Annotated in this window: 25 protein-coding genes; 10 read left to right on the top strand and 15 right to left on the bottom strand. The window is 71.3% G+C overall.

Translation table 11 applies throughout. The features are described from left to right. Nucleotides 1–170: 170 nt before the first annotated feature. Genes HNP44_RS03000 through HNP44_RS03010 form a run of 3 tightly spaced genes read left to right on the top strand, consistent with a single transcriptional unit; the run spans nucleotide 171 to nucleotide 2666 of the window. Nucleotides 171–806, top strand: a complete 636-nt coding sequence (locus HNP44_RS03000) for a TetR/AcrR family transcriptional regulator (RefSeq protein ID WP_259141525.1) — start codon at nucleotides 171–173, stop codon at nucleotides 804–806. 36 nt (nucleotides 807–842) lie between these two features. Then, the gene (locus tag HNP44_RS03005) at nucleotides 843–1412 is read left to right on the top strand and encodes a TetR/AcrR family transcriptional regulator (protein ID WP_259141524.1); all 570 of its coding nucleotides are present in this window, start codon (nucleotides 843–845) and stop codon (nucleotides 1410–1412) included. A gap of 51 nt (nucleotides 1413–1463) precedes the next feature. Continuing rightward, on the top strand, nucleotides 1464–2666 hold the full coding sequence (locus tag HNP44_RS03010) for a cytochrome P450 (protein ID WP_259141523.1): 1203 nt from the start codon (nucleotides 1464–1466) through the stop codon (nucleotides 2664–2666). Between the two features lie 7 nt (nucleotides 2667–2673). Here HNP44_RS03010 and HNP44_RS03015 read toward each other — a convergent pair whose 3' ends face one another. Both HNP44_RS03015 and HNP44_RS03020 read right to left on the bottom strand, forming a co-directional pair. Beyond that, a complete protein-coding gene (locus HNP44_RS03015) occupies nucleotides 2674–3255 on the bottom strand; it encodes a hypothetical protein (RefSeq protein ID WP_259141522.1) in 582 nt (193 codons plus the stop codon). 30 nt (nucleotides 3256–3285) lie between these two features. Beyond that, complete coding sequence (locus tag HNP44_RS03020; protein ID WP_259141704.1) at nucleotides 3286–4242, bottom strand: arsenic resistance protein; 957 nt, start codon at nucleotides 4240–4242, stop codon at nucleotides 3286–3288. Nucleotides 4243–4294: 52 nt separating this feature from the next. Here HNP44_RS03020 and HNP44_RS03025 point away from each other — a divergent pair, with 52 nt between their 5' ends. The 3 genes from HNP44_RS03025 to HNP44_RS03035 all read left to right on the top strand — a co-directional run bounded on the left by HNP44_RS03025 (nucleotide 4295) and on the right by HNP44_RS03035 (nucleotide 8865). Then, on the top strand, nucleotides 4295–5539 hold the full coding sequence (locus tag HNP44_RS03025; protein WP_259141521.1) for a PucR family transcriptional regulator: 1245 nt from the start codon (nucleotides 4295–4297) through the stop codon (nucleotides 5537–5539). A 130-nt stretch (nucleotides 5540–5669) separates the two neighbouring features. Then, nucleotides 5670–7163, top strand: coding sequence for a flavin-containing monooxygenase (locus HNP44_RS03030; protein WP_259141520.1), 1494 nt, complete (start codon nucleotides 5670–5672; stop codon nucleotides 7161–7163). An 82-nt stretch (nucleotides 7164–7245) separates the two neighbouring features. Further along, nucleotides 7246–8865: a serine/threonine-protein kinase gene (locus tag HNP44_RS03035; RefSeq protein ID WP_259141519.1), complete on the top strand. Its 1620-nt coding sequence runs from the start codon at nucleotides 7246–7248 to the stop codon at nucleotides 8863–8865. Here HNP44_RS03035 and HNP44_RS03040 read toward each other — a convergent pair. Next, nucleotides 8862–10082 (bottom strand): DNA polymerase III subunit delta', encoded by a 1221-nt coding sequence (locus HNP44_RS03040; RefSeq protein WP_259141518.1) that lies wholly within the window; start codon nucleotides 10080–10082, stop codon nucleotides 8862–8864. The genes HNP44_RS03035 and HNP44_RS03040 overlap by 4 nt on opposite strands. Before the next feature lie 52 nt (nucleotides 10083–10134). Here HNP44_RS03040 and HNP44_RS03045 point away from each other — a divergent pair, with 52 nt between their 5' ends. Next, nucleotides 10135–11664, top strand: coding sequence for an adenylate/guanylate cyclase domain-containing protein (locus tag HNP44_RS03045; RefSeq protein ID WP_310437652.1), 1530 nt, complete (start codon nucleotides 10135–10137; stop codon nucleotides 11662–11664). Here HNP44_RS03045 and topA read toward each other — a convergent pair whose 3' ends face one another. From topA to HNP44_RS03060, 3 genes are all read right to left on the bottom strand, one after another. Next, nucleotides 11665–14604 carry a type I DNA topoisomerase gene (gene topA / locus HNP44_RS03050; protein WP_259141517.1) on the bottom strand — a complete coding sequence of 980 codons (2940 nt, stop codon included), beginning with the start codon at nucleotides 14602–14604 and terminating at the stop codon, nucleotides 11665–11667. Between the two features lie 171 nt (nucleotides 14605–14775). Further along, on the bottom strand, nucleotides 14776–15354 hold the full coding sequence (locus tag HNP44_RS03055; protein WP_259141515.1) for a hypothetical protein: 579 nt from the start codon (nucleotides 15352–15354) through the stop codon (nucleotides 14776–14778). Between the two features lie 166 nt (nucleotides 15355–15520). Beyond that, nucleotides 15521–15724, bottom strand: a complete 204-nt coding sequence (locus HNP44_RS03060) for a cold-shock protein (RefSeq protein ID WP_068523077.1) — start codon at nucleotides 15722–15724, stop codon at nucleotides 15521–15523. Nucleotides 15725–16091: 367 nt separating this feature from the next. On the opposite strand from HNP44_RS03060, the gene HNP44_RS03065 reads away from it, so the two are divergent. Further along, entirely contained in the window at nucleotides 16092–18407 is a 2316-nt protein-coding gene (locus HNP44_RS03065; RefSeq protein WP_259141514.1) for a DEAD/DEAH box helicase, read from the top strand. Between the two features lies 1 nt (nucleotide 18408). Here the strand turns inward: HNP44_RS03065 and HNP44_RS03070 are convergent, their stop codons facing one another. Then, nucleotides 18409–18738, bottom strand: a complete 330-nt coding sequence (locus tag HNP44_RS03070) for a TfoX/Sxy family protein (RefSeq protein ID WP_259141513.1) — start codon at nucleotides 18736–18738, stop codon at nucleotides 18409–18411. Nucleotides 18739–18799: 61 nt separating this feature from the next. Between HNP44_RS03070 and HNP44_RS03075 the strand changes: the two genes are divergently transcribed. Then, on the top strand, nucleotides 18800–19288 hold the full coding sequence (locus tag HNP44_RS03075) for a tetratricopeptide repeat protein (protein ID WP_259141512.1): 489 nt from the start codon (nucleotides 18800–18802) through the stop codon (nucleotides 19286–19288). A 173-nt stretch (nucleotides 19289–19461) separates the two neighbouring features. Here the strand turns inward: HNP44_RS03075 and HNP44_RS03080 are convergent, their stop codons facing one another. The 7 genes from HNP44_RS03080 to ssd are packed head-to-tail and all read right to left on the bottom strand — an operon-like array spanning nucleotide 19462 to nucleotide 24069. Continuing rightward, the gene (locus tag HNP44_RS03080; protein WP_259141511.1) at nucleotides 19462–19851 is read right to left on the bottom strand and encodes an Rv3654c family TadE-like protein; all 390 of its coding nucleotides are present in this window, start codon (nucleotides 19849–19851) and stop codon (nucleotides 19462–19464) included. Beyond that, nucleotides 19848–20225 carry a TadE family type IV pilus minor pilin gene (locus HNP44_RS03085; protein WP_310437660.1) on the bottom strand — a complete coding sequence of 126 codons (378 nt, stop codon included), beginning with the start codon at nucleotides 20223–20225 and terminating at the stop codon, nucleotides 19848–19850. Before HNP44_RS03085 ends, HNP44_RS03080 begins: the two co-directional genes overlap by 4 nt. Next, nucleotides 20180–20374, bottom strand: coding sequence for a DUF4244 domain-containing protein (locus HNP44_RS03090; protein WP_224648440.1), 195 nt, complete (start codon nucleotides 20372–20374; stop codon nucleotides 20180–20182). The genes HNP44_RS03085 and HNP44_RS03090 overlap by 46 nt, the downstream gene beginning before the upstream one ends. A gap of 23 nt (nucleotides 20375–20397) precedes the next feature. Next, the gene (locus HNP44_RS03095) at nucleotides 20398–21000 is read right to left on the bottom strand and encodes a type II secretion system F family protein (RefSeq protein WP_259141509.1); all 603 of its coding nucleotides are present in this window, start codon (nucleotides 20998–21000) and stop codon (nucleotides 20398–20400) included. Next, nucleotides 20997–21791 (bottom strand): type II secretion system F family protein, encoded by a 795-nt coding sequence (locus HNP44_RS03100; protein WP_259141508.1) that lies wholly within the window; start codon nucleotides 21789–21791, stop codon nucleotides 20997–20999. The genes HNP44_RS03095 and HNP44_RS03100 overlap by 4 nt, the downstream gene beginning before the upstream one ends. After that, complete coding sequence (locus HNP44_RS03105) at nucleotides 21788–22969, bottom strand: TadA family conjugal transfer-associated ATPase (RefSeq protein WP_259141507.1); 1182 nt, start codon at nucleotides 22967–22969, stop codon at nucleotides 21788–21790. Before HNP44_RS03105 ends, HNP44_RS03100 begins: the two co-directional genes overlap by 4 nt. Further along, complete coding sequence (ssd, locus tag HNP44_RS03110) at nucleotides 22966–24069, bottom strand: septum site-determining protein Ssd (protein WP_259141506.1); 1104 nt, start codon at nucleotides 24067–24069, stop codon at nucleotides 22966–22968. Before ssd ends, HNP44_RS03105 begins: the two co-directional genes overlap by 4 nt. A 139-nt stretch (nucleotides 24070–24208) precedes the next feature. On the opposite strand from ssd, the gene HNP44_RS03115 reads away from it, so the two are divergent. After that, nucleotides 24209–25039 carry an HAD family hydrolase gene (locus tag HNP44_RS03115; RefSeq protein ID WP_259141702.1) on the top strand — a complete coding sequence of 277 codons (831 nt, stop codon included), beginning with the start codon at nucleotides 24209–24211 and terminating at the stop codon, nucleotides 25037–25039. A gap of 461 nt (nucleotides 25040–25500) precedes the next feature. On the opposite strand, the gene HNP44_RS03120 is transcribed toward HNP44_RS03115, so the two are convergent. Then, nucleotides 25501–26238 carry an oxidoreductase gene (locus HNP44_RS03120; protein WP_259141505.1) on the bottom strand — a complete coding sequence of 246 codons (738 nt, stop codon included), beginning with the start codon at nucleotides 26236–26238 and terminating at the stop codon, nucleotides 25501–25503. Nucleotides 26239–26243 lie beyond the last annotated feature (5 nt).

Consider the following 26243-nt stretch of genomic DNA (forward strand, 5'->3'; position numbering starts at 1 on the left):
AACGAAGTTCGGTCGGATCCGGCGGATCCGGGAGTGGGAATCGCGATGTGAGCCAAGCTCCAAAGCTACACCCACTGTAGCTACAGATAATGTAGCTACAGTGGGTGTAGCTACGCAAGCCGTAGGATTGCCCGAGATTCCCGACACGACCGAACGAGAGGGGCGGCGTGGTGACAGATGTGGCGAAGACGGAGGCCAAGCGCCCGTACGCCCCGAGAATGACGCCGGCGGAGCGCCGGGAGGACCTGCTGGACGCGGTTCTCCGCGTGGTCGTCGAACGCGGCGTGCACAAGGTCTCGATCGAATCCGTGGCCGAGGCCGCCGGGGTATCGCGACCGGTGGTCTACAAGCACTTCGACGATTCCACGGCACTCCTTCGGGCCTCGCTGGCCCGGGAGGAGCGCCGCGCGATCGCGCAGTGCTACGACGCCGCGACGCGGGCGAAGACCCAGGAGAGTCGGCCTGACGTCGCGATGGCGCTGTACGCGAACCTGTTGGAGATGTTCGAGGAGTCGCCCGACCTGTGGAGCGCGATCCTGCAGCTCGTCGACAGCGCGACCCCGGAGTTCCGCCGGACGCTCGACCGCGGGCGCGAGCAGGCCGCCGAGATGGTGACCCACATGCTGTCGATGACCGCGGGCGACGAGGACGCGCGCGACCCGCGTCGCGATCACGAGCTGTACGCCCGGATGATCGTCGCCTTGGTGATCGAGTCCGGCAGGCTGCTCCTGTCGCAGCCGGACGTGTTCACCCGCGCGCGCCTCATCGCCGGCGCCCGCGTCGCGATCGACTCCTTCGGAGCCTGATCCGCCGGGACGGCGCATGGACTAACGTCTGGACGCATGTCCAGCTCGACGGACCTCCCCCGCAGGCGACTGTCCCCCACCCAGGCAGACACCGTGACCAAGCTGTGCGCCGCAGTGCCGGCCGCGCTCGCCGAGCACGGCGTCGACGGGTTCACCGTGCGCCTGGCGGCGCGGGCCGCGGGCGTCTCGCCGGCGACGGCGTACACGTACTTCTCGTCGAAGAACCACCTGATCGCTGAGGTCTTCGCGCGACGGGTGGAGGCCGAACTCGTCGAGCCCGACCCGGGCGCCACACCGCGGGACCGGGTGCTGCAGGTGCTCACCGGCCTCGTCGAGCTGGTGCTGATCGATCCGCAGTTCGCGACCGCGGTGAACACCGCACTCCTCGGCCACGAGGCCGACGCGCAGTCCGCGCGGCTGCGGGTCGGCCTGCTCATCCGCGCCCGGCTGACGGAGGCCCTGGGGCGCGGCGCACCGTCGGGCCTGGTGGAGTCGGTCGAGCTCGCATACTCCGGCGTGCTCGTCCAGGCCGGCATGGGGTACCTCGACCTCGAGGCCTCGAAGGCCGCACTGGCCCGCGCCGTCGACCTGATGATGTCGCACTGACGAACAAGAACCTGTTCCCTTCCGGACATCTCTGGACTACTGTCTGGACACATGTCCAGTCAGCTTCTCGATCCCTACTCCTACGCCTTCCACGACGACCCGTACCAGGTCTTCGAGCGGCTGCGCGCGGACCAGCCGGTGTACTACAACGCCGAGCGCGACTTCTGGGCGCTGTCGCGGTACGACGACGTCCGCGCCGCCTTCCGCGACACCGAGCGCCTCTCCAGCGCGTGGGGCGTCACGCTCGAGCCGGCGGCGTACACCCCCGACGCGGAGTACGCGATGAGCTTCCTCGCGATGGACGACCCGCGGCACCTGCGGATCCGCCGGCTCGTCGCCAAGGCCTTCACCCCGAAACGCGTCACCGCGCTGCGGCCGTGGATCGAGCAGCGGGTACGCGAGCACTGGGCGGCGTGCCTGGACCGGACCGAGTTCGACTTCGTCGCCGACTTCGCCGCGCTCGTCCCGATGGAGGTGATCTCCGAGATGATGGGCGTCCCCATCGCCGACCGCGACGAGCTGCGCCGCCTCGGCGACGTCCTGATCCACAGGGAGGACGGCGTTTTCGACGTGCCCCAGCCGGCTGCCGAGGCGTTCTTCGGGCTGTACCAGTACTACGTCGACCTGGTCGCCTCGCGTCGCGCGCGGCCGGCCGACGACCTGATCTCCGCACTGATCGCCGCGCAGGTCGAGAACGAGAGCGGCGCAAGGGAATCGCTCACCGATGCGGAGATCGTCGGCATCCTCATCTTGATGATCGTCGCCGGGAACGAGACCACGACGAAACTCCTCGGCAACGCGATCTACTGGGGTGCACGACATCCCGACGAGGGCGCGAAGCCATTCGGCACACCGTCGGCCGTGCCGGACTGGTCAGCGGAGACCCTGCGCTACGACACGTCGACGCAGATGCTGCTGCGGCGCGCCACCGTCGACGTGGCGTTCGCGGGAACCGTGATCCCCCAGGGGGATCGGGTGCTGCTCCTGGTGGCGTCGGCGAACCGCGACGCGGACGTGTTCGACGATGCCGCCGCCTACCGGATCGGGCGGGACACGTCGGCGTCCCTGAGTTTCGGCTTCGGTAGCCACTTCTGCCTCGGCTCGCACCTGGCGAAACTGGAGGCGAACATCGCGCTGGGCGAGGTGGTAGCGACGGTGCGGAGCTACGACGTGGACTTCGAAAACATCGAGCGGGTGCACTCGCTCAATGTGCGCGGGCTCTCGTCGTTGCCCGTCCGCGTCGCGCGGCGGTAACGCCCCGCTAGTCGATGAGAACGAGCCACCAGTTGTCGGACAGACGCCGGCACCATGTTTCGGCGCACCGCTCCGGACGGCTCCCCTCCGGGCGAAACACAAGGGTCGTGATTGTCATGAACCCTCCGCCGTGCACAGCGAAGGTGACTGCCCCGCCGGACTTACTGGTGGAGTACACGTCCTGACTGCCGATCCTCCGATCGCTCGGGTCATTGAACTCTGTCCGCGGATCGGCCAGCACCGCTTGGGCCGCCGCGGTGAACCGGGGCTCGTCGTAGGCCCAGCGCGCTTTGTGCGGCAGACCGGTGACCGCAGCCGTGATCCCGAGCAAGCCGATCGCCGGGATGATCAGCAGGTGCCAGGCGAACCGCTTGCGGCGGGCCACCCAGGTCACCAGATAGATGAGCCACGCCACAACGAGCACGCCACCGACCAACAGGGAAAACGCCTGCCAGAGCAGGTCCGTGCCAACGGTCTGTCCCCACAGCCAGGCGAGCACCTCGATCGTGACGAGAACCGTCAGAACCGCACCGACCACGCCGAGCGGCGTCACCCGCCGAACGGTCGCCTGACCGGAATCCGCATCCATCACGTCAGGATAGCGATCGGCGAACCCCGGCTAACGGATCAATCGCGGGATCAGGCGGACGAAGAGCACCATCACCACCAGCTCGACGAGGGTCTGCGTCACCACCACCAGCGGCGCCAGCGCGTACTCCGTCGGGAGGGCGAGGACCAGCGGGAGGATCACCAGTGAGTTCCGCGTGACGCCGCTGAAGACCACGCTCCGCCGGCCCGGCACGTCCAGACCGGCGAACCGGCCCGCGACCGCGCCGACGGGCGCCATCACCGCCGCGAACAGCACGTACACGGGAACCGCGAGCAGCAGCGACGAGAGCTGGTCGCGCACGCCCGCGATCTGCGAGGCCACCACGACGGCCAGCGTCAGCACCATGATCGGCACCATCGAGGCGGCCACCCCCGCCGCGAGCTCAGCGCCCCATCGGGTCCGCGCCGCCGCCCACTGCGTCGCCCCCGCGAGCAGGAGCGGCACCACGATCACCCCCACGAAGGCCTCCGCGAACGGCCCGTACTCGACGGTCCGCACCACGTCCGCGCCGACGAACAGCCACAGGTACACCGGCAGCAGCACCATCTGCACGAGCATGAGCAGCGGCGCTGCGGCGAGCAACCGGTCCTTCGCGCCACCGGCGAGACCGCTGAACACGATCACGTAGTCGACGCACGGCGTGAGCAGCACGAACAACACCCCGACGAGCAGCACCCGGTCATGCGCGACGATCCGCGACAGGGCGAAGACCACGACCGGCACCGCCACGAAGTTCACCGCCAGCACCGTGCCGAGGAAGCGCACGTCCCGCAGCGCCTCCCCCATCCGCGCGAACGGGATGCCGAGGAAGGTCGCGTACAGCAGCAGCGCGAGCACCGGGTTGATGACGGCCTCGGCCGGGCCCGCCACCGTCGGGACGGCGAGCCCGAGGACGGCCCCGAGAACCAGCCCGGCGACATACAGCGGGACCTGATGGGCCTCCGCCCAGCCGACCGCCGACCGCATTCCCGTCACGCGCACACCCTAGTTCCGACCGCGGGTCAGTAGGGTTCCACCCATGGGTGCGCCGACGGAACAGACCTGGCCCGAGCCCTCGGACCGGGTCAAGGAGCTGATCCGCCGCGCCGCAGAGTTCGCGAGCAACGCGCCCGAGGAGTGGGTGACCGCGCTGCAGGACGCGACGCTGACCGGCGTCATCCTCTCCCCGATCGCCTCCGACCCGACCCTCGCCGAGCTGGTCCGCCACTCCGACACCGCCGTCATGCTGCACTGGGCGGCGCACAACCTGGCCCAGCCCGGCCGCCGAGTGCCGCCGAACATCGACTCCGCCGACGCCCTCGCCGTCGCCCGCGACCTGGTGCGACGGGGCCTCGACCTGCACGGGATCGACACCTACCGCAAGGGCCTCAACACCGCCTGGACGCTCTGGATGAACGTCTGCTTCGAGCTCACCGACGACCCCGCCGAGCTGCGGGAGCTGCTCGCGGTGACGTGGGCGTCGATGTCGACGTACGTCGACGACACCATCGACGCCATCACGATCCGGATGGCAGGCGAACGCGAGCAGCTGACCACCGGGACCAACGCGGACCGTCTGGCCGCGGTCTCGCTGATCCTCGAGGGCGCGCCGATCACCCGGCCCCGCGCCGAACAGCAGCTCGGCTACCGGCTCACGGGGCCGCACACCGCGGCAGTCATCTGGACCACCGGCACCGTCGGCGACCTCGACGCGGCCGCCCACGCCCTGGCCCGGCGCGCAGGCACCCCGCGGCCGCTGACCGTGGTCGCGAGCGCCTCGGCGCTGTGGCTGTGGCTGCCCGGCACCGTCGACCTCGATTCCGGCGACCTGGCCCGGGAACTGGCCGACCATCCCGAGGTCCGGGTCGCGATCGGGCGGCCCGGCGAGGACCTCGACGGCTTCCGCAGCAGCCACCTCGACGCCGGCACGACGCAACGCCTGATGGCGCGGCTGCGCACCCGGCGACGCGTCGCGCGGTACGAGGACATCGCGCTGATCTCCCTGGTCACCAGCGACACGGGCAAGGCCGACGAGTTCGTCCGCGACACCCTCGGCGAACTGATGACCGCCGATCAGGAGACCCGGGAGACCGTCGCCGCGTACGTCGACGAGCAGTTCAACACCTCGCGGACGGCGGAGCGCCTCTACACCCACCGCAACACCGTGATCCGCCGCCTGACCAGGGCCGACGAGCTGCTCCCCCGCCCGTTGGCCGACAACCCCACCGGGGTGGCGGTCGCCCTGGACGTGCTGCGCTGGCTCGGGCCCGACGGCCCTGCGTGACGATCTGCACCACACCGGGAGGCAACCGGGTGCACTCTGCGCTGGCCGCGACGAGCCGTCGGGCGAGAGAGTAGGTCATCGGTTCTATCACTGAGCCCAGCCGATCCGTCGGAGACCAGGAGAGACAAGCATGACGAGCACCACGCCCGAGCACCTCGACATCATCGTGATCGGCGCCGGAATCTCCGGCATCGGCGCCGGCCACTACATCACCGCAGAGCTGCCCGGAAAGTCCTTCGCGATCCTCGAGGGCCGCGCGACCTTCGGCGGAACCTGGGACCTGTTCAAGTACCCCGGGATCCGCTCGGACTCCGACCTGCACACCTTCGGCTACGAGTTCAAGCCGTGGGAGTCGAAGGACTCGATCGCCGACGCGCACAAGATCCTCGACTACCTGCACGAGACCATGGAGGAGAACGACCTCCTCGACAAGGTCCGCTACGACCACAAGGTGGTCTCCGCGGACTGGTCGAGCGAGGACGGCCGCTGGACCGTCCAGGTCGAGCACGCCGGCGAGCGCATCGCGCTCACCGCGAACTGGGTCCTCTTCGGCAGCGGCTACTACGACTACGACCAGGGCTTCACGCCCGAGTTCGCCGGCCGCGAGAAGTTCGCCGGGCAGATCGTCCACCCGCAGTTCTGGCCCGAGGACCTCGACTACAGCGGCAAGAAGGTCGTCGTCATCGGCTCCGGCGCGACCGCGGTGACCCTGGTCCCGTCTCTCCTGACCAGCGCGAAGCCTGCTGGCCACGTCACCATGCTGCAGCGCACACCGACGTACATCATGCCGGTGCCCAAGCAGGATCCGATCACGAACACACTGCACAAGGTCTTCGGCCACAAGATCGGTCATGACCTGAGCCGCAAGCGGTTCATCTGGCAGCAGCGCGGCGTGTACGTCTTCGCCCAGCGCTTCCCCGACCTCGCCCGCAAGATCATCCGCAACGAGAACGCCAAGCGCCTCCCCAAGGGCTACCCGGTGGACGTGCACTTCAACCCGCCGTACAACCCCTGGGACCAGCGCCTGTGCGCCGTCCCCGACGGGGACCTGTTCAAGGCCATCCGGTCCGGCAAGGCGGACGTCGCGACCGACAAGATCGCGACCTTCGACGAGACCGGCATCGAGCTGGCGAGCGGCGAGCACCTCGACGCCGACATCATCGTGACCGCGACCGGCCTCAAGCTGAAGCTGCTCGGCGGGGTGACCCTGTCGGTCGACGGCCGCGACGTCGACGTGCCGAACGCCGTCATCCACCGCGGCGCCATGCTCTCCGGCGTCCCAAATGCGGCGCTCGCCATCGGCTACACGAACTCCTCGTGGACGCTCAAGGTCGGGATGCTGTGGAAGTACATCACCCAGCTCATCGGGACGATGGACGCGAAGGGCCTGGACACCGCCGTCGCCGTCGCCGATCCCGACATGGCGACCCGCCCGGCGCTCGACTTCGAGGCCGGCTACGTCCAGCGCGCCCTGAAGGAGCTCCCCCGCCAGGGCGAGGCTGAGGACTGGCGCATGTCCATGAGCTACTTCGAGGACGCCAAGCGCCTGAACAGCGAGCTCTCCTTCGGCGAGGAGTCGGGCCTGCGCCTGAGCTCCAGCAAGCAGGCCAAGGTCACTGTCTGATCTGCAACGATCGCCGCGTCCGCCCGTCTACCGCTACCGTTGATTCGGTGCGGCCGACGGGCGGACGCGTTTGAGGGAGCGGATGAACGAGCAGCAGATCGCGGGCTACCGGGTGGTCCGCAAGCTCGGCGGCGGCGGAATGGGCGAGGTCTACCTGGTCCAGCACCCGCGCCTGCCCCGGCAGGACGCGCTGAAGCTGCTGCACACCTCCGTCAGCAGCAACCCGCAGTACAAGGCGCGGTTCGACCGCGAGGCCTATGTCCTCGCGCAGCTCAACCACCGCAACATCATCCACCTCTACGACCGCGGCGAGGTCGACGGTCGGCTGTGGATCACGATGGAGTACGTCGCCGGTCCCGACACTGCGCGGATGATCGCCGAGCGAGGCCCGATGCCACTGTCGCTCGCGATCGACATCGCCGACGGTGCCGGCGCCGCCCTCGACTACGCCTACCGTCGCGCGAACATCACCCACCGCGACGTCAAGCCCGCCAACATCCTCGTCGCCTTCGATTCCGACGGTGCGCCACAGGTCAAGCTCGCCGACTTCGGCATCGCCAAGGCCGCGGGCGACGCGGTGGGCGTCACGTCGACCGGCATCACGGTCGGGACCATGTCGTACATGTCGCCCGAGGCCTTCGACAACAAGATCCTCGACAACCGGGCCGACCTCTACTCGCTCGGCTGCACCGTCTTCGAGCTGCTGACGGGCGAGCCGCCCTTCCCCGGAGACTCCCCCGCCGCCGTGATCGCGGCGCACCTGAACCAGCCCGCACCGAAGATCACCGCCCGTAACCCGTCGCTGCCGGGCCATCTCGACGCCGTCTTCCGCAGGGCCCTCGCCAAGCGCCCCGAGGACCGCTACGCCACGTGCGCGGAGTTCGTCGCCGGGCTGCGCGGGGAGGCACCGTCGTCGATCCCGGCCGGCACCGCCCAGCAGCCCGCGTACCCGGGCGAGCACACGGGCGCCCACGCCGGTCCCGGCACCGCGCCCTACCCGGGGCCGCCGACGGGGCAGTACGTCCCGACCGGCGAGTACCCCGGCCCGCACACCGCGGCCCAACCGGCACCCACCCGCGCCGAGCAGCTGCCCGCCTCCGCGCGGCAGGAGGGGCCCGTCGCGCCCCCGCCCGCGCCGCCCCGCAGGTGGGGCCGGGCCGTCGCGGCGCTCGCCGCCGTCGTCATCATCGCCCTCGCCGCGGGCGTCGTCTACCTGGTCACGCCGTCCATCGGCGACCTGGGCGGGTCCGGGGGAGGTTCGACGGTGACCGCCTCCTCGGTCAAGCAGCTGTACTTCCAGGGCGGCGCGGAGAAGTCCTCCAGCGCCGCGAACGTGCTCACCGGGGACAAACCCTCGTGGCGCACCGACTACTACTTCTCCGGCCCCGGCTTCGGCGGTCTCAAGCAGGGCACGGGGCTGCTCATCACCCTGGACCAGGCGACGAGGATCACCTCCGGCATCATCACCTCGCCGAGCTCGGGCTCGACGGTAGAGATCCGGATAGCGGACTCGGCGTCGCCGAGCTCGATCGACGACACGCAGCAGGTGTGGAGCGGGACCCTGTCGAACGGCGATACGGAGTTCACCGCGAGCGACGCACCGTCGTCGAAGTACGTGCTGGTGTGGATCACCGGGCTGGTCAAGGTCGACAACGGCCAGTGGTCGACGACCCTCGAGCAGGTGCAGCTCAAGGGCGACTAGCGGCGGTTCTCCCGGAGCGCCGACGAGACGCCCGCGGCCATCGCGTCCAGGGCGACGACGGGCTTGACGTTGAGGTCGATGGCCTCGCGGCACTGAAGGACCGATTCGACGCAGCGCAGCAATCCCTCGGGCCGGGCGTACCCGGCGAGCCGGCGGGTCTGCTCGGCCTCGTCGGGGTGCATGAGCGTGACCTGCGCTCCCGCGCCCTGCACCAGCGCGTCACGGAAAAGCGCAGCGAGGTCGATGAGGGCGCGGTCAAGGGCGTCACGCACCGCGCGGGTGCCGCGGGCCTTCTGCCGTTTCTCCAGGTCCTTGAGCTGCCCGGCCGATCCGCGCATCACGCCCGCGGTGCCGCGGCCCACGCCGCCGGCGCCGAGCGCCGTCTTGAGGTCCTCGGTCTCCCTCTCGTTGAGGTCGGCGTTGAGTTCCTTGGCGGTGCTCTCCGCGTCGCGCAGCAACTGCTCGACGACGCCGTAGACGCCCTCGGACGTGGCCGCCCGCGCCAGGCTGAGTGCCTGCTTGCGCTGCTTCTGCGCCTCCGGGTCCGTCGCGAGGCGCTTGGCCCGCCCGACGTGTCCACCCGCAACGCCCGCCGCCCAGGCCGCGCGCTCGGCGTCGATACCGTCCCGCTCCAGTACGGCCTCGATCGCGGGCGCCGACGGCGTGACGAGCGGCACGTGGCGGCACCGGGACTTCAGCGTGACGGAGATGTCCTCCGGGTCGACGGTCGGCGCGCACAGCAGCACGATCGTCTGCGCGGGAGGCTCCTCGACCATCTTCAGCAGCGCATTGCCGGCTTGCTCGGTGAGCCGGTCGGCGTCCTCGATGAGCACGATCTGCCAGTGCCCGACGGACGGCCGCCGCGACGCGTCGGCCACCACCTCGCGCATCTGCTTGACGGCGATGGACAGCCCGTCGGGGGCGATAGCGCGCACGTCGGCGTGAGTGCCGGCCAGCACCGTCGTGCAGGCGCGGCAGCGGCCGCAACCGGGCTCGTCGGGATCGTCGCACTGCAGTGCGGCGGCGAGCGCGCGGGCCGCAACCGACCGCCCCGAGCCGGGCGGGCCCGTGAACAGCCAGGCGTGCGTCATGGACGATCCCGCCAGATCGGCGACGGTGCCCCCGCTCGCGACGACCTCACGCGCGGCGTCCGCGGCGGCGCGCAGGCCCACCACCACCGCTTCCTGCCCCACCAGGCGATCGAACACTGAGCTCACCCCCACACCCTAGCCCTCCCGTCCGATGCCAAGCGCACGCTAAGTTGGAGCGGTGGCAGCACCGAACAGCAGACTCAGTCGCGCTATGCGACTGGCGCGGTGGCTCGCCAGGACCCCCTGGCCGATCTTCGCGCTGGACATCCTGCGGTCGAACATCCTGGGTGCCGTCTTCGTCTTCGGTTTCCTCCGGTTCGCGCTGCCCGTGCAGCAGTCCGTGCAGCTGCAGGAGATCAGCGGCGTCAACCTGCTGGTCTTCATCACCTACCTGGTGGTCGCGAGCGTGCTCGGCATGCTGATCGGGCTCAAACTGGTGCTCCCCGTGCTGCGCTGGCACCGGCGCAGCGCCCCGTACGACCCCAAGATCTCCCGGCGCGCCCTCGCCATTCCGCTGCGGATGGCCCTCATGCAAGCGATCTTCTGGCTCATCGGCGGCGCCATCTTCGTGGTGATCAACTACAACTCGCCGGGCGGCATCCGGATCGTGGTGGCGGTGACCGTGCTGCTGGGCGCCACCACGACGTGCGCGCTCAGCTACATGCAGACGGAGCGGGTGCTGCGGCCCATCACGGTCGCGGCGCTGGCGCAGGAGCCGCAGGGCTCCGCGGGCCTGTCGGTGACCACCCGCATCCTGCTCAGCTGGGTCCTCGGCACAGCCACACCGATCGTCGGCATCATCATGGTCATCCTGTCGCAGGAGACGGGCATCATCGACCCGGAAGCCCCGACGCTGGTCAATCCGGTGCTGTTGCTGTCGGTGGTGGCGCTCGGCGCGGGCCTGCTCGGCACGGTCCGTGCCGCGAAGTCCATCGGCGACCCGATCCGCGACCTCTTCCAGGCGCAGCGCAAGGTCCGCGACGGCGACTTCTCCGCGTCCGTGAAGATCTACGACTCCAGCGAGCTGGGGCTGCTGCAAGCCGGCTTCAACGACATGGTGCACGACCTGGCCGAGCGGCAGCGGATGCGCGACATGTTCGGCCGGTACGTCGGACAGGACGTCGCGCGACAGGCCCTCGAGCACGGCACGCACCTGGGCGGCGAGGTCAACGAAGTCAGCGTGCTGTTCGTCGACCTCGTGGGCTCGACGAAGATCGCCGTCACCGAGGAACCCGCCGCCGTCGTGGACCTCCTCAACGACTTCTTCAAGGTGGTCGTCGACCTCGTCGACCTGCACGGCGGCTTCGTCAACAAGTTCCAGGGCGACGCGGCGCTGGCCATCTTCGGCGCCCCGCTCCCGCACCCGGACGCCGCGGGCGCCGCGCTGGCCGCGGCCCGCGAGATGCGGATCCAGCTCGGCGACGTGCTCGGCGGCACCGGCTTCGGCATCGGCGTCTCCGCCGGTCAGGTGGTCGCCGGACACATCGGCGCGAAGGCCCGGTTCGAATACACCGTGATCGGCGACCCGGTTAACGAGGCAGCGCGGATCACCGAGATCGCGAAGTCCGAGCCCTCGTCGCTGCTCGCCGCCGGGCGCGCCGTCGAGGCCGCGACGCCTGCCGAGCAGGCCCTATGGGTGCTCGGCGAGGCCATCGAGCTGCGCGGGCGCGGCCAGCTCACGCGGCTGGCGCGCCCCGTCGACGACTGATCAGACGGTCTCGTCCGCGGGCGCCGCGGCGGGCGCCTTCTTCGCGGGCGTGGTCTTCTTGGCGACAGTCTTCTTCGCGACGGTCTTCTTGGCCGCCGTCTTCTTCGCGGCGGCCTTCTTGGCCGGTGCCTTCTTGACGGGCGCCTTCTTGGCCGCCGCCTTCTTGGTGGCCTTCTTCTTCACCGGACCCCGGGCGCGACGGTCGGCGAGCAGCTCGGAAGCGCGCTCGTCGGTGATGGTCGCGACCTCGTCGCCCTTCCGGAGCGAGGCATTGGTCTCGCCGTCGGTGACGTACGGACCGAACCGGCCGTCCTTGATCACCATCGCGGTGCCGGAGACGGGGTCGTTGCCCAGCTCGCGCAGCGGCGGCGCGGCGGCGGCACCGCGACCCCGTCGCTTGGGCTCCGCGTACAGCTTGAGCGCCTCCTCGAGGGTCACCGTGAACATCTGGTCCTCGGTCGCCAGCGAGCGGGAGTCGGTGCCCTTCTTCAGGTACGGCCCGTAGCGGCCGTTCTGGGCGGTGATCTCCTCCTTGGACTCGGGATCGACGCCCACGACGCGGGGCAGCGAGAGCAGTCGCAGCGCGTCCTCGAGGGTCACGGTCTCGACGTCCATGGTCTTGAGCAGCGAGCCGGTGCGCGGCTTGGGCGCATCGGCCTTCTTCTTGCGGGTCTTGGGCTTCGCGGCCTCGGCGTCCAGGTCCTCCGCCTCGGAATCCTTCTCGGGCTCCGGCAGGATCTCGGTGACGTACGGGCCGAAGCGGCCCTCCTTGGCGACGATCTCGTGCCCCGTCGCCGGGTCGATACCCAGCGGGCGACCGTCCTGCGGAGTCGCGAACAGCTTCTCCGCGACCTCCTCGGTCAGCTCGTCGGGAGTCATCGACGCCAGGATGTTGGCGCGCTGGACCTCGGGCTCACCCTTCTCGCCGGTGACGGTGCGCTCCAGATACGGGCCGTAGCGGCCCACGCGCACGTAGACGACGTTGCCGTCCGGGTCGGTGTAGAGCGGGATCGAGTTGACCGCGCGCGCGTCGATGGCATCGAGGTTCGCGGCGACGAGGTTCTTCAGGCCGGGACTGTCCGGGCCGGGGCCGTCGGCACCGGCGACTGCGGCCCCGTCTCCCTCGGGCCCGCCGTCGCCGAAGTAGAACCGGGTGAGCCAGTCGACGCGGCCCTCGCGGCCGCCGGCGATCTCGTCGAGATCGTCTTCCATCGACGCGGTGAAGTTGTAGTCGACGAGGCCGCCGAAGTGGCCCTCGAGCAGGCCGATCACCGCGAACGCCACCCACTGCGGGACGAGGGCGTTGCCCTTCTTCACGACGTAGCCGCGGTCCTGGATGGTCTTGATGATCGAGGCGTAGGTCGACGGTCGGCCGATGCCCAGCTCTTCGAGGGTCTTGACCAGGGAGGCCTCGGTGTAGCGGGCGGGCGGGCTGGTGACGTGGTCGGCGGCGGCCAGCTCGGCGGCGGTGATGGCCTGGCCCTTGACCAGCTGCGGGAGCCGTGACTCGGCGTCGTCGGCCTCGCCGCCGGCCTGGTCGTCGACGGTCTCGACATACGCGGAGAGGAAGCCGGGGAAGGTAATGGTCCGGCCCGAGGCGGCGAACTCGACGCTCTCGCCGGTCGAAGCCGCTCCGCCGATGCGCAGGCTGAGCGTGGTGCCCTTGACGTCGGCCATCTGCGAGGCGACGGTGCGCTGCCAGATCAGCTCGTAGAGCCGGAACTCGTCGCTGTTCAGCACCGACGCCAGCGCGCCCGGCGTCTGGAAGGTCTCGCCCGCGGGGCGGATCGCCTCGTGGGCCTCCTGCGCGTTCTTGACCTTGCGGGTGTACTGCCGCGGGGTCGGATGCACGAACTCGGGGCCGTACAGCTGCCCGGCCTGCTCGCGGGCCGCGGTGATCGCGGTCTCCGACAGCGTGGTCGAGTCCGTACGCATGTAAGTGATGTATCCGCCCTCGTAGAGGCGTTGCGCGATCTGCATGGTGCGGTCGGTGTTGAACCGCAGCTTGCGGCTCGCCTCCTGCTGCAGGGTCGAGGTCATGAACGGCGCGTAGGGCTTGCGGGTGTACGGCTTCTCCTCGACGGAGGTCACCGTCAGGCTCGCACCCTGCAGGCCGGCCACCAGGGCGTTCGCCCGGGCACCGTCGAGCACGGTGATCCCGGTGGGCTTCTTGAGCTGCCCCTGCGCGTCGAAGTCGCGGCCGGTGGCGACGCGGTCGCCGTCGACGGTCACGAGGCGCGCGCCGAAAGTGCGCGGGGAGGCCTGCGCGCCGGCGTCGAGCTGCGCGGCGATGTCCCAGTACCCGGCGGTGCGGAAGGCGATGCGCTCGCGCTCGCGGTCGACGATGATGCGGGTCGCGACGGACTGGACACGCCCGGCGGACAGGCCCTGGTTGACCTTGCGCCACAGCACGGGGCTGACCTCGTAGCCATAGAGGCGGTCGAGGATGCGGCGGGTCTCCTGCGCGTCGACGAGGTTCATGTCGAGCTCGCGCGGCTCATCCGCCGCGGCCTGGATGGCCTGCTGGGTGATCTCGTGAAAGACCATCCGCTTGACCGGGACCTTGGGCTTGAGCACCTCCTGCAGGTGCCATGCGATGGCCTCGCCCTCGCGGTCACCGTCCGTCGCGAGGTAAAGCTCGTCGGCCTGCTTGAGCAGGGACTTCAGCTCGGACACGGTGGAGCGCTTGCTGGCGGACGTGACGTAGTGGGCCTCGAACTCGTGGTCCACGTCGACGCCGAGGCGGGCCCAGGGCTTGCCCTGGTCGGCCTCGGGCAGCGGGTTATCGCGGCTCGGAAGGTCGCGGATGTGGCCCATCGACGCGCGGACCGTGTAGTTCGGGCCGAGGAAGTCGCCGATCTTCTTGCCCTTCGCAGGAGACTCCACGATCACCAGGCGATGCAGGCCGTCTCCAGCTGCTGCCTTCCCTCGTGCCGCCATGGACCCTCCTGATCTGTTCCGGTGGCACCTGTGTCACCACCTCGACCCCTCACGTCACTTCCGACGTAGGCGGCCACTCCGGTGCTCATTCTGCCGCACCTCGGGCCCCACCTTATATACAGGGGCCGCTGCACGCCTCACGGATTCCTCCGGACGGGTCCGATCCTGCCCTCAGGGCTGCGGCCAGTGTGCGGCCGCGTCGGCGTGCGCGGGCGGGTCGCCGATGCTCTCCCGCAGCCGCAGGAGGCGACGGTGCCCGGATACCCGCAGCGCCGGTTTCGTCCCTCGCGTACCCACCAGGGTGGGCGCAACGCCGGCGCGCATGAGGGCGGTCGCGAGGACGGGCGCGCTCTCCGGCGCATGCTGGTCGAGCGCGAGGAGGTAGTGCACGCCGTCCACGTCGCCTCCCGCGAGCGCCCAGGCCCGCAGCGCGCGCGGGCCGGGGACCCAGGTCGACGGTGCCGTCTTGGCCGCGCCACGCGTCCAGGCGACGGCCATCGGCTGCAGTTCCGGGGCCGCGAGGGTCCGGACCAGCGGATTCCCCTCCTCGGAGGTGTCGAGCTGCGGCCGCAGGCCGGCCTCCTCGATCATCACGGCGATCGCCTCGGCGCGCCACGGGTCGGGGACGACGACGGACACGCGTGCACTACCGCCCACCTGCACGATCTGCCCCGTCGTCGCGAGCAGACCAGCGAGGTCGCGGGGCGACGGCTCGGTCTGCTCGGCGGAGAAGAGTGACAGTTGGGACACGTGATGAGCCTAGAGGGCCGTGGTGCGGCGACGCCGTCGACACGGCGAACGAGCCGGAAGTGGGCCGCACTGCAGTCGTGGCGAACGGCCGGGAAATGCACAGCACCCCTCCACCCGAAGGCGGAGGGGTGCTGCGAGAAACTCGTATCGCGTGGTGCGAGGTTTCTTAGAGAGCGCGGACGCCGGTGGCCTGCGGGCCCTTGGTGCCCTGGCCGACCTCGAACTCCACGAGCTGGTTCTCCTCGAGGGTACGGAAGCCGTTGCCCTGGATCTCCGAGTAGTGGACGAACACGTCATCCGAGCCGTCGGCCGGTGCGATGAAGCCGAAGCCCTTCTCCGCGTTGAACCACTTCACAGTTCCCTGTGCCATTGAGATGTTTCCTAACTTGTCTACCTACCGGTGTAGGAACCGTTCCCCCTGTGGGGCGCGATTCCTGGCCGGTTCCGGCCGCCATACTTTCTGGAGCCGTTTGCGGAGACCGCACACAAAAACCTTCAGTACCACGCCCGCAACATCGATCCCCCGATGGTCCCTTCGGACCCCCGGCGGGAGCTGCGACCGCTTACAGTCAATCACGATTTCCCATCGAGCGACAGCGGGCGGCGCGATTTCGCCTTCCGTTCACCCGCCGTCCCACCGGACGACGGTCCGTTCTCGGCGCGGCTAGACTGGTCGACCAGCGCGTCCACCGTCCCTGCGGCCATGCGGACGCCGGGTCGATGCGGGGGCTATCACGGTGGAACACAACACCTTCGGCAGGGAGCTACTGGCCCGTGTGATGGCCGGCTCGGGCTCCGGTACCGAGAGCCTCACCCACGTGGCGGATATCCCGTCACGCCGAGCCGAATTCGCCCCGTGGCCCGAGTGGGTCCCGCCGCGGGTGCGAGAGGGACTCATCGAAGAGGGCGTCCGGGAGCCCTGGCGGCACCAGGCGGCGGCCGCGGAGCACGCCCACGCGGGGCGGCATGTCGTGATCTCGACGGGGACCGCCTCCGGCAAGTCCCTCGCCTACCAGCTGCCGGTGCTCGCGACGCTCACCGAGGACCCCCGGGCGACGGTGCTGTACCTGTCGCCGACGAAGGCCCTCGGCACGGACCAGCACCGGGCCGCGGTGCGCCTGACCACCGACTACGGCCCGAACGACGCCTCGCCCGCCATGTACGACGGCGACACCTCGCAGGAGATGCGGCGGTGGGCGCGCTCCGACAGCCGGTGGGTGTTCACCAACCCGGACATGCTGCACGTGGGACTGCTTCCGCGGCACGCGAAGTGGGCCCGGTTCCTGCGCGGCTTGCGGTACGTGGTGGTCGACGAGTGCCATCACTACCGCGGGGTCTTCGGCTCGCACACCGCCCTCGTCCTGCGGCGCCTACTGCGGGTGGCCGCGAAGTACGGCAGCACCCCCACGGTGATCTGCGCGTCCGCGACCACGTCCGATCCGGCGGGCGCGGCGTCGCGGCTCATCGGCGCGGACTGCGTTGCCGTCACCGAGGATTCGTCCCCGCACGGACCGCGGACCGTCGCCCTGTGGGAGCCGCCGCTGCTGCCCGACCTGGAGGGTGAGAACGGGGCGCCCGTGCGGCGCCCCGCCACCACGGAGGCGGCGCGGATGTTGTCCGACCTGGTGGTCGAGGGGGCGCGCACACTCGCCTTCGTCCGGTCCCGACGGTCCGCCGAGACGGTCGCGCTCTCGGCCCGGCGGATGCTCGCCGAGGCGACGCCCGAGCTGGCGGAGCGGATCGCCGCTTACCGGGCCGGGTACCTCGCGGATGATCGCCGCCGGCTCGAGCAGGGCCTCAACGACGGGGCGCTGCTCGGCGTGGCGACGACGAACGCGTTGGAGCTGGGCGTGGACATCGCGGGCCTGGACGCGGTGCTGATGGCCGGCTTCCCCGGCACCGTCGCCTCGTTCTGGCAGCAGGCGGGGCGCAGCGGGCGGCGCGGGCAGGGCTCCCTGATCCTGCTGATCGCCCGCGACGATCCGCTGGACACCTACCTGGTGCACCACCCCGAGTCGCTGCTGGGGCAGCCGGTGGAGGCGACGATCACCGACCCGTGGAACCCGTACGTGCTCGGCCCGCAGCTGCTGTGCGCGGCGAGTGAGATCCCGCTGGCTCGCGCGGAGGTGGCGTCGCTGGGTGCGGTGGACGTGGTCGGGCGGCTGGTGGCCGACGGGCTGCTGCGCGAACGGCCCGCCGGCTACTTCCTGGCCGCCGGGATCGATCCGCATGCGGGCGTGAACATCCGGGGCGGCGCGGGCAGCGAGATCCTCATCGTGGAGGAGGCGACCGGGCGGCTGCTGGGCACGGTCGATTTCACCCGGGCGCTCTCGACGGTGCACCAGGGCGCGGTGCACGTGCACCAGGGCGAGTCGTACGTGGTGGACGAGCTGGACCTCGACGACGGGCTGGCGCTCGTGCACGCGGAGGAGCCGGACTGGAGCACGTCGGCGCGCGAGGACCTGGACGTGCATGTGACCGGGGTGCACTCGACGGAGGTGCTGGGCGACGTCACCGCGCGGTTCGTCTCCGTGGAGGTCACCAGCCGCGTGGTCGGCTACCTGCGGACGCTGCGCAGCGGCGAGGTGCTGGACGCAGTCGAGCTGGACCTGCCGGAGACCACGTTGGCGACCCGCGCCGCCCTGATCACCCTGACCCCGGAGGTGCTCGAATCGGCGGGGCTGGTCCCGGAACGCTGGCCGGGGGCGCTCCACGCCGCCGAGCACGCGGCAATCGGGCTGCTGCCGCTGGTCGCGTCGTGCGACCGGTGGGACATCGGCGGGCTCTCGACGGCGCTGCACGACGACACCGGCCTGCCGTCGATCTTCGTCTACGACGGCTACCCCGGCGGGGCCGGCTTCGCCGAACGCGGCTACGAGTCCCTGGCGACGTGGCTCGTGGCGACGCGGGACGCCGTCGCCGCCTGCGAGTGCCCGTCGGGCTGCCCGTCGTGCGTGCAGTCGCCCAAGTGCGGCAACGGGAACGACCCGCTCGACAAGGAGGGCGCCGTCCTCGTGCTCGACCTGGTGCTCGCCGGGGTGGCCGCGGGTTGAGTCATTTGAGCGGCAGCGACCGCGCGTAGTCGACGGTGCGCCGCACCCACTCCGCGAGCTCGGTGTCCGACGCCGTCGCCTCCGCATCGAGATCGAGCCAGCCGCGCATCTCGCGCCCCCGCATGACGGTGCGCGTCACGTGCGGCCCGAGCAGTTCGTCGGCGACGTCGGCGTCCAGGTGCACCATGGCCTCGCCCTTGCTGTTCGCGGCGATCGCCATGTGCCCGTCGACGAGGAACGCCAGCCCGCCGAACATGCGCTTTTCCACCACGCCGGGCTGCCCGTCGATCGCGTTCCGGATCCTGTCCGCCAGCCCCTCGTCGTACGCCATGAGACTCAGTGTGCGCGCTGCGACCCCAGCGCCGCAGTTTTCGGGCTGTTAGGTTTCGGGAATGACCTTCGAGGACGACCTGGCCGCCGCCTGGCGCAGCGCGCCGGAACTCTCGGACTCCGACCTACGCGCCCGCATCGACCGGATCGTCAGCGCACCGGGCGTGCCCTCATCGATCGCCGCGTTCGAGCGCGCCGGCGCTGATGATTCGACGGGGCGTCCCGACCTCGCGGTGAGCGGCTACCGCCGCGCATTGGAACTCGGGCTGGACGACGATCGTGCTCGACAGGCCACCATCCAACTCGCGAGCTCGCTACGCAACCTGGGCGACCCAGCGGGCGGGCTCACACTGCTCGGCGAGCTCGACGCTGCCCGAGGCGACGGGCTGGACCCGGCGATCGCGATCTTCCGCGCCCTGTGCCTGACCGACCTGGACCGCAGCACCGACGCGGTGGCCCTGCTCATCGATGCGCTCGCCGATTCCCTCTCTCGGTATCAGCGGTCGTCTCGCGGATACGCCGCCGAACTGCGCTCCCGCGCCAGGCACTGAGGGTCGGCCGCAGCGGGCGGACGGAACGCACTGGTCGGGCATCGGGGCGATGTCCGCACAGACCGTCCTGGCCAGGCCGACCGGCTGGTGGTGCTCATCGACGGCGGATCACCGCGACCGGGCCGTGGTCCGAGCTCGCCTCGGACTGAGGATTCCTCGGCGGCTGAGGCCGCTCACTCCGGGCCCGCCCGGGCGACCGCGACGGCCTCGTCGGGTCCGAAGACCGACAGGGAGACCGGGACGCTCACGCGCACCGTCACCGCGAAACCATCCACACCGCACGCTCGGAGCGATCCCGCGTTCGCCCGGGCCAGACGTTCCGCCGCCCCGCACGCCTCCTCCGCGTCGATCGCGCTCGCCGCACCGGAGAGCGCCGCCAGGTCGGCCGCCGCCTGCGCACGGTGGCGAGCGGAGACGGCGGCACCCACGTCGACCAGCATCACCGCCACCACGACGATTGCGGCGACCATCACCGCCGCAAGCACCGTCGCCACTCCGTCGTCCCGCCCGCCGAGCGAACGGGCCCATTGATGCGGAGGGCCCGCACGCTCGTACGCCGTCACGGCGCCGTCCCCGGTTCCGCGGCGGCGACCGCCGTAGCGGCGACCGTGAGCCCGGGCAGCAACGCGACCGGGGCCCGGACCTGCACCGTCACCGTGTCGCCGTCGCGGCTGACCGAGGACGTCGCGCCAGGCGGGCCGACCAGCTCGACCGCGCGGGAGGCCCGCGCGTCGTCGCCCCGAGCGCTGAGCCGAGCCGCCTCGCGAGCGGCGTCCACGCACCGCACGTGCGCGGTGACGCCCACTACCGCCCCCATACTGAGCACCAGAACGGTGATCAGGCTGGCGACGGCGAACGCGGCCTCGACGGTGACCGCGCCCGCCTCGCTCGCTAGCCGGTCGAGGTACCCAGCGCCTTGCCGATGATGTCCGTCAATCCGCTGACGATGTTGTCGCCGGTGACGACCCCGTACAGCACCGCGCCGAACGCGGCCGCCGCAATAGTGCCGATCGCATACTCCACGGTCGACATTCCGTCGTCCTCCAGCATCAGCTCGGTCATCCTGCATCGCAATCGAATCCACATTCCATCCCCCTTCCGTCGGACCGCTACAGCAGTCCCTCTCCGAGCACCTTGCCCGCGAGTCCCATCACGACCGGCACGATGCCCAGGCACACGAACGCCGGTAGGAAGCACAGCCCGAGCGGTCCCGCGACCGCGACGCCCGCCCGCTCGCCCGCAGCGACCGCTCGGTCCTCCGCCTGCGCCCGTTCGGTGCGCGCGAGGTCCGCCAGCCCGGCGGCCGGCGACGAACCCGCGCGGGCGGACCGTCGGAGCATGCGGCTGAGCCCAACGACCTGCGGGTCCACCGACTCCGTCCGCCACGCGGTCTCGGGGTCGGAGCCGAGGGCCAGCAGTTCCGCCGCGCGGGTCAGCACCTCCGCGAGCGCGGGCGGCGCGCCCGCGGCGGTGGCGCGGGCCGCGTCGGCGGTCGGCATACCCGCGCGGAGGCAAACGGCGAACAGGTCGTAGGCCGCGGCGGCCTCGAACGGGTCCGGCGCCGCGGCCCGCCGCGGCAGTCGCAGCCCGCGCAACCGCGCCGTCTCCCCGGAGGCGGTGGCCGCCACCGCCGAGCGCGCCGCCACCGGCAACACGAGCAGCGCCGCCGCCAGCAACGCGAGCGCGGCGGCGAGCGGGCCGTACCCGCTCACGACCGATCCCCCGATCCGGCGGCACCGTCGGCGATGGCGCGGGACCAGAGCAGGCCCGCGCACGTCAGGCACGTCCCGACCACCAGCAGGATGCCGCCTGCGCCGGTGCCCAGCAGTGTGCCGAGCGGATCGGCGCCGATCAGTTGGCCCATCGCCACGCCGAGGACCGGCAGGGCGGCGAGCACCTGCGCCGTGGCCCGCGCCCCGGCCAGCGACGAGTGGGCCCTCCGCTCGTACCGCTCGCGCGACCTCAGGTCCTCCCGAACGGAGGCCAGCAGCTCGCCCATCCCGATGCCGTGCCGTGTGCCCGTCTCCCAGGCCGCGGCGATCCGCGACCAGGCGGAGCTGTCCCCCGCGTGCGCCCGGAGACCCATGGCCACGTCGCCGCCGAGTTCGGCCCGGCCGGCCATCTCCGCGAAGACGGCCCGGACGCGCGAGTCGTCGGCGTCGCGGCCCGCGGTGGTGCAGGCGGCAGCGGGATGGGCGCCGACGGAGAGCTCGGCGACCATCGCCTCCACGCCGGCGAGGATCGCCGACAGTCGGGACATCCTCTCCCGCGCGACGCGATTCCGCGCCCGAAGATCGCGGACCGTTCCCGCGGCGAGTGCCGCCGCCAACGCCTGACCGGGGCCGATCAGAAGCGCACCAAGGGGCACCGCGACGACCAGCCACCCCCAGCGCAGCGCGACCGGCGAGGCCACGGGCGCGTACCGCGTCCGGAGCCGCGCGGCGGCGGGACCGCCGGGCCAGGCCAGCGCCGCCGCGGCGAGCAGGAGGATCGCAGCAGTCACGGGACACCCCGCTCCGCAAGCAGCGCGTGCATGCGCTCCGCCTCCGCCGTGAAGCCGCCCTCGCGGTCCCACGCGGGCAGCACCCGCACGTAGCCGTCGTCACCCCGGTCGACGACGCCGATGCTCCGCAGCCCGCGCAGCCCCGAGGGCCAGCGGTGCACCGCGAACACCACCTGGAAGGCCGCGGCGAGCTGGGCGTGGAGCGCCTCCCGGCCCAGACCTCCGAGCGCCGCCAGGGCCTCCAGGCGTGCCGGCACCTCGCGCGGGGAATTGGCGTGGACGGTGCCGGCGCCACCATCGTGGCCGGTGTTGAGGGCGGTGAGCAGATCGACCACCTCGGCGCCGCGGACCTCGCCGACCACGATCCGGTCGGGCCGCATCCGGAGCGCCTGTCGCACCAGGTCCCGCACCGTCACCTCACCGACGCCCTCGACGTTCGCGCCTCGCGCCAGCAGCGAGACCACGTGTGGGTGCACGGGATCGAGCTCGTGCGCGTCCTCGACGCACAGCACCCGCTCGGCCGGATCCACAACACCTAGCAGGCCGTTGAGCAGCGTCGTCTTGCCGCTGCCCGTGCCGCCGACCACCAGGAAGGCCAGCCGAGCCGCCACCACCCGTCGCACGAGGCCCGCCACCTCGTCGGGCACCGCCCCCTTGTCGACGAGTGTGTCGAGCGTCTGGGTGGCCGGTCGCAGCACGCGCAGCGAGATGCAGGTGCCTCCGTGCGCGAGGGGCGGCAGCACCGCATGCAGCCGGATCCCGCTCCCCGCGCGGCCGCCCGGCCCGGCGGGGAGATGTCCGTCCACCCAGGGCTGCGCGTCATCCAGCCGCCGCCCCGCCGCCAGCGCGAGGCGCGCAGCGAGGCGCCGCACGGCGGCGTCGTCCTCGAAGACGACGCCCGCGGCTTCGAGCCCTCGACCCCGGTCGACCCACACCTTCCGCGGGCCACAGACCAGCACGTCCGCGACGTCCGGATCCGCGAGCAGGGGCTCGAGCCGGCCCGCGCCGACGAGCTCCGTCTCGAGGTAGGCGAGCCCGTCCAGCAGATCCGTATCGCCGAGCACTCCCCCGCATTCGGCGCGGAGCGCAGCCGCCATCACGTCGGGCGTGAGCACCTCGGCCGTGTGCGCGAGCCGCTCCCGCACCCGGGCCAGGAGATCGCCGTCCGGGGACGTCACGCCGCACCTCGCCGCACACCGTCGAGCACGCGGCCCGCCGCCACCGCCAGTGGCGTACCCCGACGCAGCCGCAGGCCACCGTCGTCGAGCTGGGCGGCCAGGCCCGGCTGCGGGCGCATCGACGCCAGCAGCGGTACGCCGACGGCCTGCTCGACATCGCGTGCCGAGAGGCCGCCCGGCGCGGGACCGCGCACCACCAGTCCGACCTGCCGAGCATGTCCCGCCACCCCGTCAGCGACCGTGCGCGCGGCGGCGCACCCCCGCACCGTGGCAGCGGCGACGACGACCACCACGTCCGCGACCTCGAGGCACGCGGCGGTAGCCGGGTCGTCCCGCCTGGGCAGATCGACGACGGTCACGCCCACGCTGCGGCGGCCCGCGTCGATCACCGCGAGCAGGCCCTCGACCGGGATCACGGGCGACGGGACCCCGCCCCCGGCGTCGCGCGCCCTGGCCGCGACCGATCCGCCCGCCGACAGCACCGCCACGGCCCCGGCACGCCCGGGGAGGGCAGCGACCAGCGCCTCGGACGGCACGTGCCCGCCGCGCAGAGCCAGGTCGCCCCATCGCAGGCCGGGCATGTCCGCGCAGCCAAGCAGGAGGTCGAGCCCTCCGCCCCACGGGTCCGCGTCGACGGCGAGCGCCGTGATGCCTCGGCTCGGCGCCGTCACCGCGACGGCGGCCGCCAGAACGGACGCACCCGCTCCGCCGTGCCCGCCGACGACGGCGACGACGCGGGAGCGCGCCCCGTCGTCCTGCTCGCGGTCCGCGAGGAAACGGGCCAGGTCGCGCACCTGCGTAGGCAGCACGAAGACCTGCGCCGCCCCGACCTCGACGGCCGCCGCCAGCTCCGCGATCCCCACCTCGGCCGCGACGATCGCCACGCCCTCGCGGCGCGGAAGGCCCCCCGCCCGGGCGGCCTCGGCCATCGCCTTCGCGGCCGCGAGGTCGAGTACCAGCCCCGCGGCCGAAGCCCAGCCCGCGCGGGGCCTGCCCCGGTCGATGTCCGTCACCGACCGCGCGGCCGCGGCCGCAGCGCGCCGCACGTTGTCGGCCAGCGCACCGTCGGCCACCGCCATCCCGATCTCGATCCCCCGCATAGGCAGAGCATCACCCGAAGGCCTGTCCGGTTCGTCCGGTCCGTGCCCAGCCTGTGGATGACGCTGTCCAATTCGAAAAAGGTGTGGAGGAATCCAGGGTGCGCTCTTGCAGGGTGCGCAGCGGTGTGACACCGGTACGCTGATTGGTGTGAGCCCTACCGCGCCCGACGAGGCCCCGGTGCGCCGGGTCGCCGCCTTCTTCGACCTGGACAAGACGATCATCGCGAAATCGTCCGCGCTGGCCTTCTCACGTCCCTTTTTCGACGAGGGGCTGCTCAACCGCCGTGCCGTCCTCAAGTCGAGCTACGCACAGTTCCTCATGATGCTCACGGCCGCCGACCACGACCAGATGGAACGCATGCGCGACCACCTCACGCAGATGTGCGAGGGCTGGAACGTCGAACAGGTGACCTCGATCGTCCGTGAAGCGCTGCACGACGTGGTGAACCCGCTCGTCTTCGCGGAAGCCTCGGAACTCATCGCCGGGCACCACGCACGCGGGCACGACGTGGTCATCGTCTCGGCCTCCGGCGAGGAGATGGTGAGCCCCATCGCCGAGATGCTCGGCGCCGACTACTCGGTGGCATCGAAGATGAAGGTCGAGGACGGCAAGTACGCCGGCGAGGTCGAGTTCTACTGCTACGGACAGAACAAGGTCGTCGCCATGGAGGCGCTCGCGGCTGAGCACGGCTACGACCTCGAACAGTGCTTCGCCTACTCGGATTCGATCACCGACGTACCTATGCTCGCCGCAGTCGGGCACCCTACCGCGGTCAACCCCGATCGCGGGCTGCGCAAGGAGGCCGCGGAGCGCGGCTGGCCCGTCGTCTCGTTCTCGAACCCCACACCGTTGCGCGACCGGATACCCACACCGTCGCGCAAATCCGTCCTCGCCAGCGCGGGCCTCGGCGTGGTCGCCGCGGGCGCCGGTATCGCGACTTACCTTGTGCTGCACCATAAGAAGCACTGATACCGACCGGTAGCAACTGGTCCGAGAAATTTCCCGTCTACCCCTTGCTGTGACGCCGCTCACAGGGTAGAAAGGAGTCACGGAGCGGCGCAAAGCCAAATCCTCACCGGAAGAGAAGGTCGAGGATTCCTGAGCGTCAAGGCTCCCAGCACGGACACCAGGCACCCACGCGGAGCTCGCCACCTATGGCGGAAAGCGCTGTGAGCCTGCGTCACCGGGGAATTTCAGTGGTCAGCACAAGATCCGCGGATAGTGGATCTCTCCACCGGTGAACGCCGAGGCCGTAATACAGCCCACCCTCACGCACGCTTGGTAACCGGGATCCGTGCTAGCGAACGGCGATTCGGACCCGTTCTGAGGAAGGCACCGCGAGTGCCCTTCCTCAGCGCAGGCCGGGTCGCCGTTGCGCATGTCCGGGCACAATGCTGTCGGATGCCGGACCGCAGCAGCTGGTTCCGAGGTCAGCGCTCCGCGAGCGCCAATGCCTCCCTGCCTCCGGCCTCCAACGCCTGACAGCACAGGACCACCCACGCCACCACGCCGTCGGGCTCGCCCATCCCGAACGCGTCCGCGGCGTCGGCGTAGCTGGGCGCGAACTTCAGCCACGTGGTCTCGGGGATGCCGAGCGCGTGCGGATCGAGGCCGGACGCCACCGTCACCAGCCGCGACGCGGCACGGGCGACCACGCCATCGGCGACCTCGAAGGGCCGAAGCGAGAGCAGCTCCCCGTGCACGATCGCCGCGAGCACAGGTGCGGGGGCCTCCGTGCCGCCGGTCACGAGCTGCGCCAGCAGCCCGAGTCGCTCTCCCGCGCCGGCGCGGGGCCGGCCGAGGCGGGAGTCGTCGCCGTCGACGAGGTCCGCCGCCGCCAGGGTGTGCAGCCGGGCGAGCACCTGGAGCGGCGCGCGCCTCCACACGCCGACCGAGGCGTCGAGCAGATCGCCGTCGATCGCCTGGTAAGCCCGCATCGCCCCCGCGAGCACCGGATCATTGATCAGCTCGTCCCGGCTCAGCGCCACGGCCGCGCCGTCGAGGGCCGCCGAGGCGCGGGCACCGCGCAGCGACGATTCCGTGGCGGTCGCTCGCCACTCCCTGCGGTTCGCGGGATGACGGTGCACCTTCGCGAGCGCCTCGCGCGCGGCGGCGGCCGCCTCCGCGACGGCGGGGACGGCGACGAGCGGGCTCAGCGGGTCGGTCACACGAC

It is taken from the genome of Tsukamurella ocularis (assembly GCF_024807615.1).
Taxonomy (GTDB): Bacteria; Actinomycetota; Actinomycetes; order Mycobacteriales; family Mycobacteriaceae; genus Tsukamurella; species Tsukamurella ocularis.

Coding starts and splice junctions, on each gene's coding strand:
- HNP44_RS03005 (WP_259141524.1), top strand. CDS start 843: ATGTCCAGCTCGACGGACCTCCCCCGCAGGCGACTGTCCCCCACCCAG.
- HNP44_RS03010 (WP_259141523.1), top strand. CDS start 1,464: ATGTCCAGTCAGCTTCTCGATCCCTACTCCTACGCCTTCCACGACGAC.
- HNP44_RS03015 (WP_259141522.1), bottom strand. CDS start 3,255: ATGGATGCGGATTCCGGTCAGGCGACCGTTCGGCGGGTGACGCCGCTC.
- HNP44_RS03020 (WP_259141704.1), bottom strand. CDS start 4,242: ATGCGGTCGGCGGTCGGCTGGGCGGAGGCCCATCAGGTCCCGCTGTAT.
- HNP44_RS03025 (WP_259141521.1), top strand. CDS start 4,295: ATGGGTGCGCCGACGGAACAGACCTGGCCCGAGCCCTCGGACCGGGTC.
- HNP44_RS03030 (WP_259141520.1), top strand. CDS start 5,670: ATGACGAGCACCACGCCCGAGCACCTCGACATCATCGTGATCGGCGCC.
- HNP44_RS03035 (WP_259141519.1), top strand. CDS start 7,246: ATGAACGAGCAGCAGATCGCGGGCTACCGGGTGGTCCGCAAGCTCGGC.
- topA (WP_259141517.1), bottom strand. CDS start 14,604: ATGGCGGCACGAGGGAAGGCAGCAGCTGGAGACGGCCTGCATCGCCTG.
- HNP44_RS03060 (WP_068523077.1), bottom strand. CDS start 15,724: ATGGCACAGGGAACTGTGAAGTGGTTCAACGCGGAGAAGGGCTTCGGC.
- HNP44_RS03070 (WP_259141513.1), bottom strand. CDS start 18,738: ATGGCGTACGACGAGGGGCTGGCGGACAGGATCCGGAACGCGATCGAC.
- HNP44_RS03075 (WP_259141512.1), top strand. CDS start 18,800: ATGACCTTCGAGGACGACCTGGCCGCCGCCTGGCGCAGCGCGCCGGAA.
- HNP44_RS03090 (WP_224648440.1), bottom strand. CDS start 20,374: ATGTGGATTCGATTGCGATGCAGGATGACCGAGCTGATGCTGGAGGAC.
- ssd (WP_259141506.1), bottom strand. CDS start 24,069: ATGCGGGGGATCGAGATCGGGATGGCGGTGGCCGACGGTGCGCTGGCC.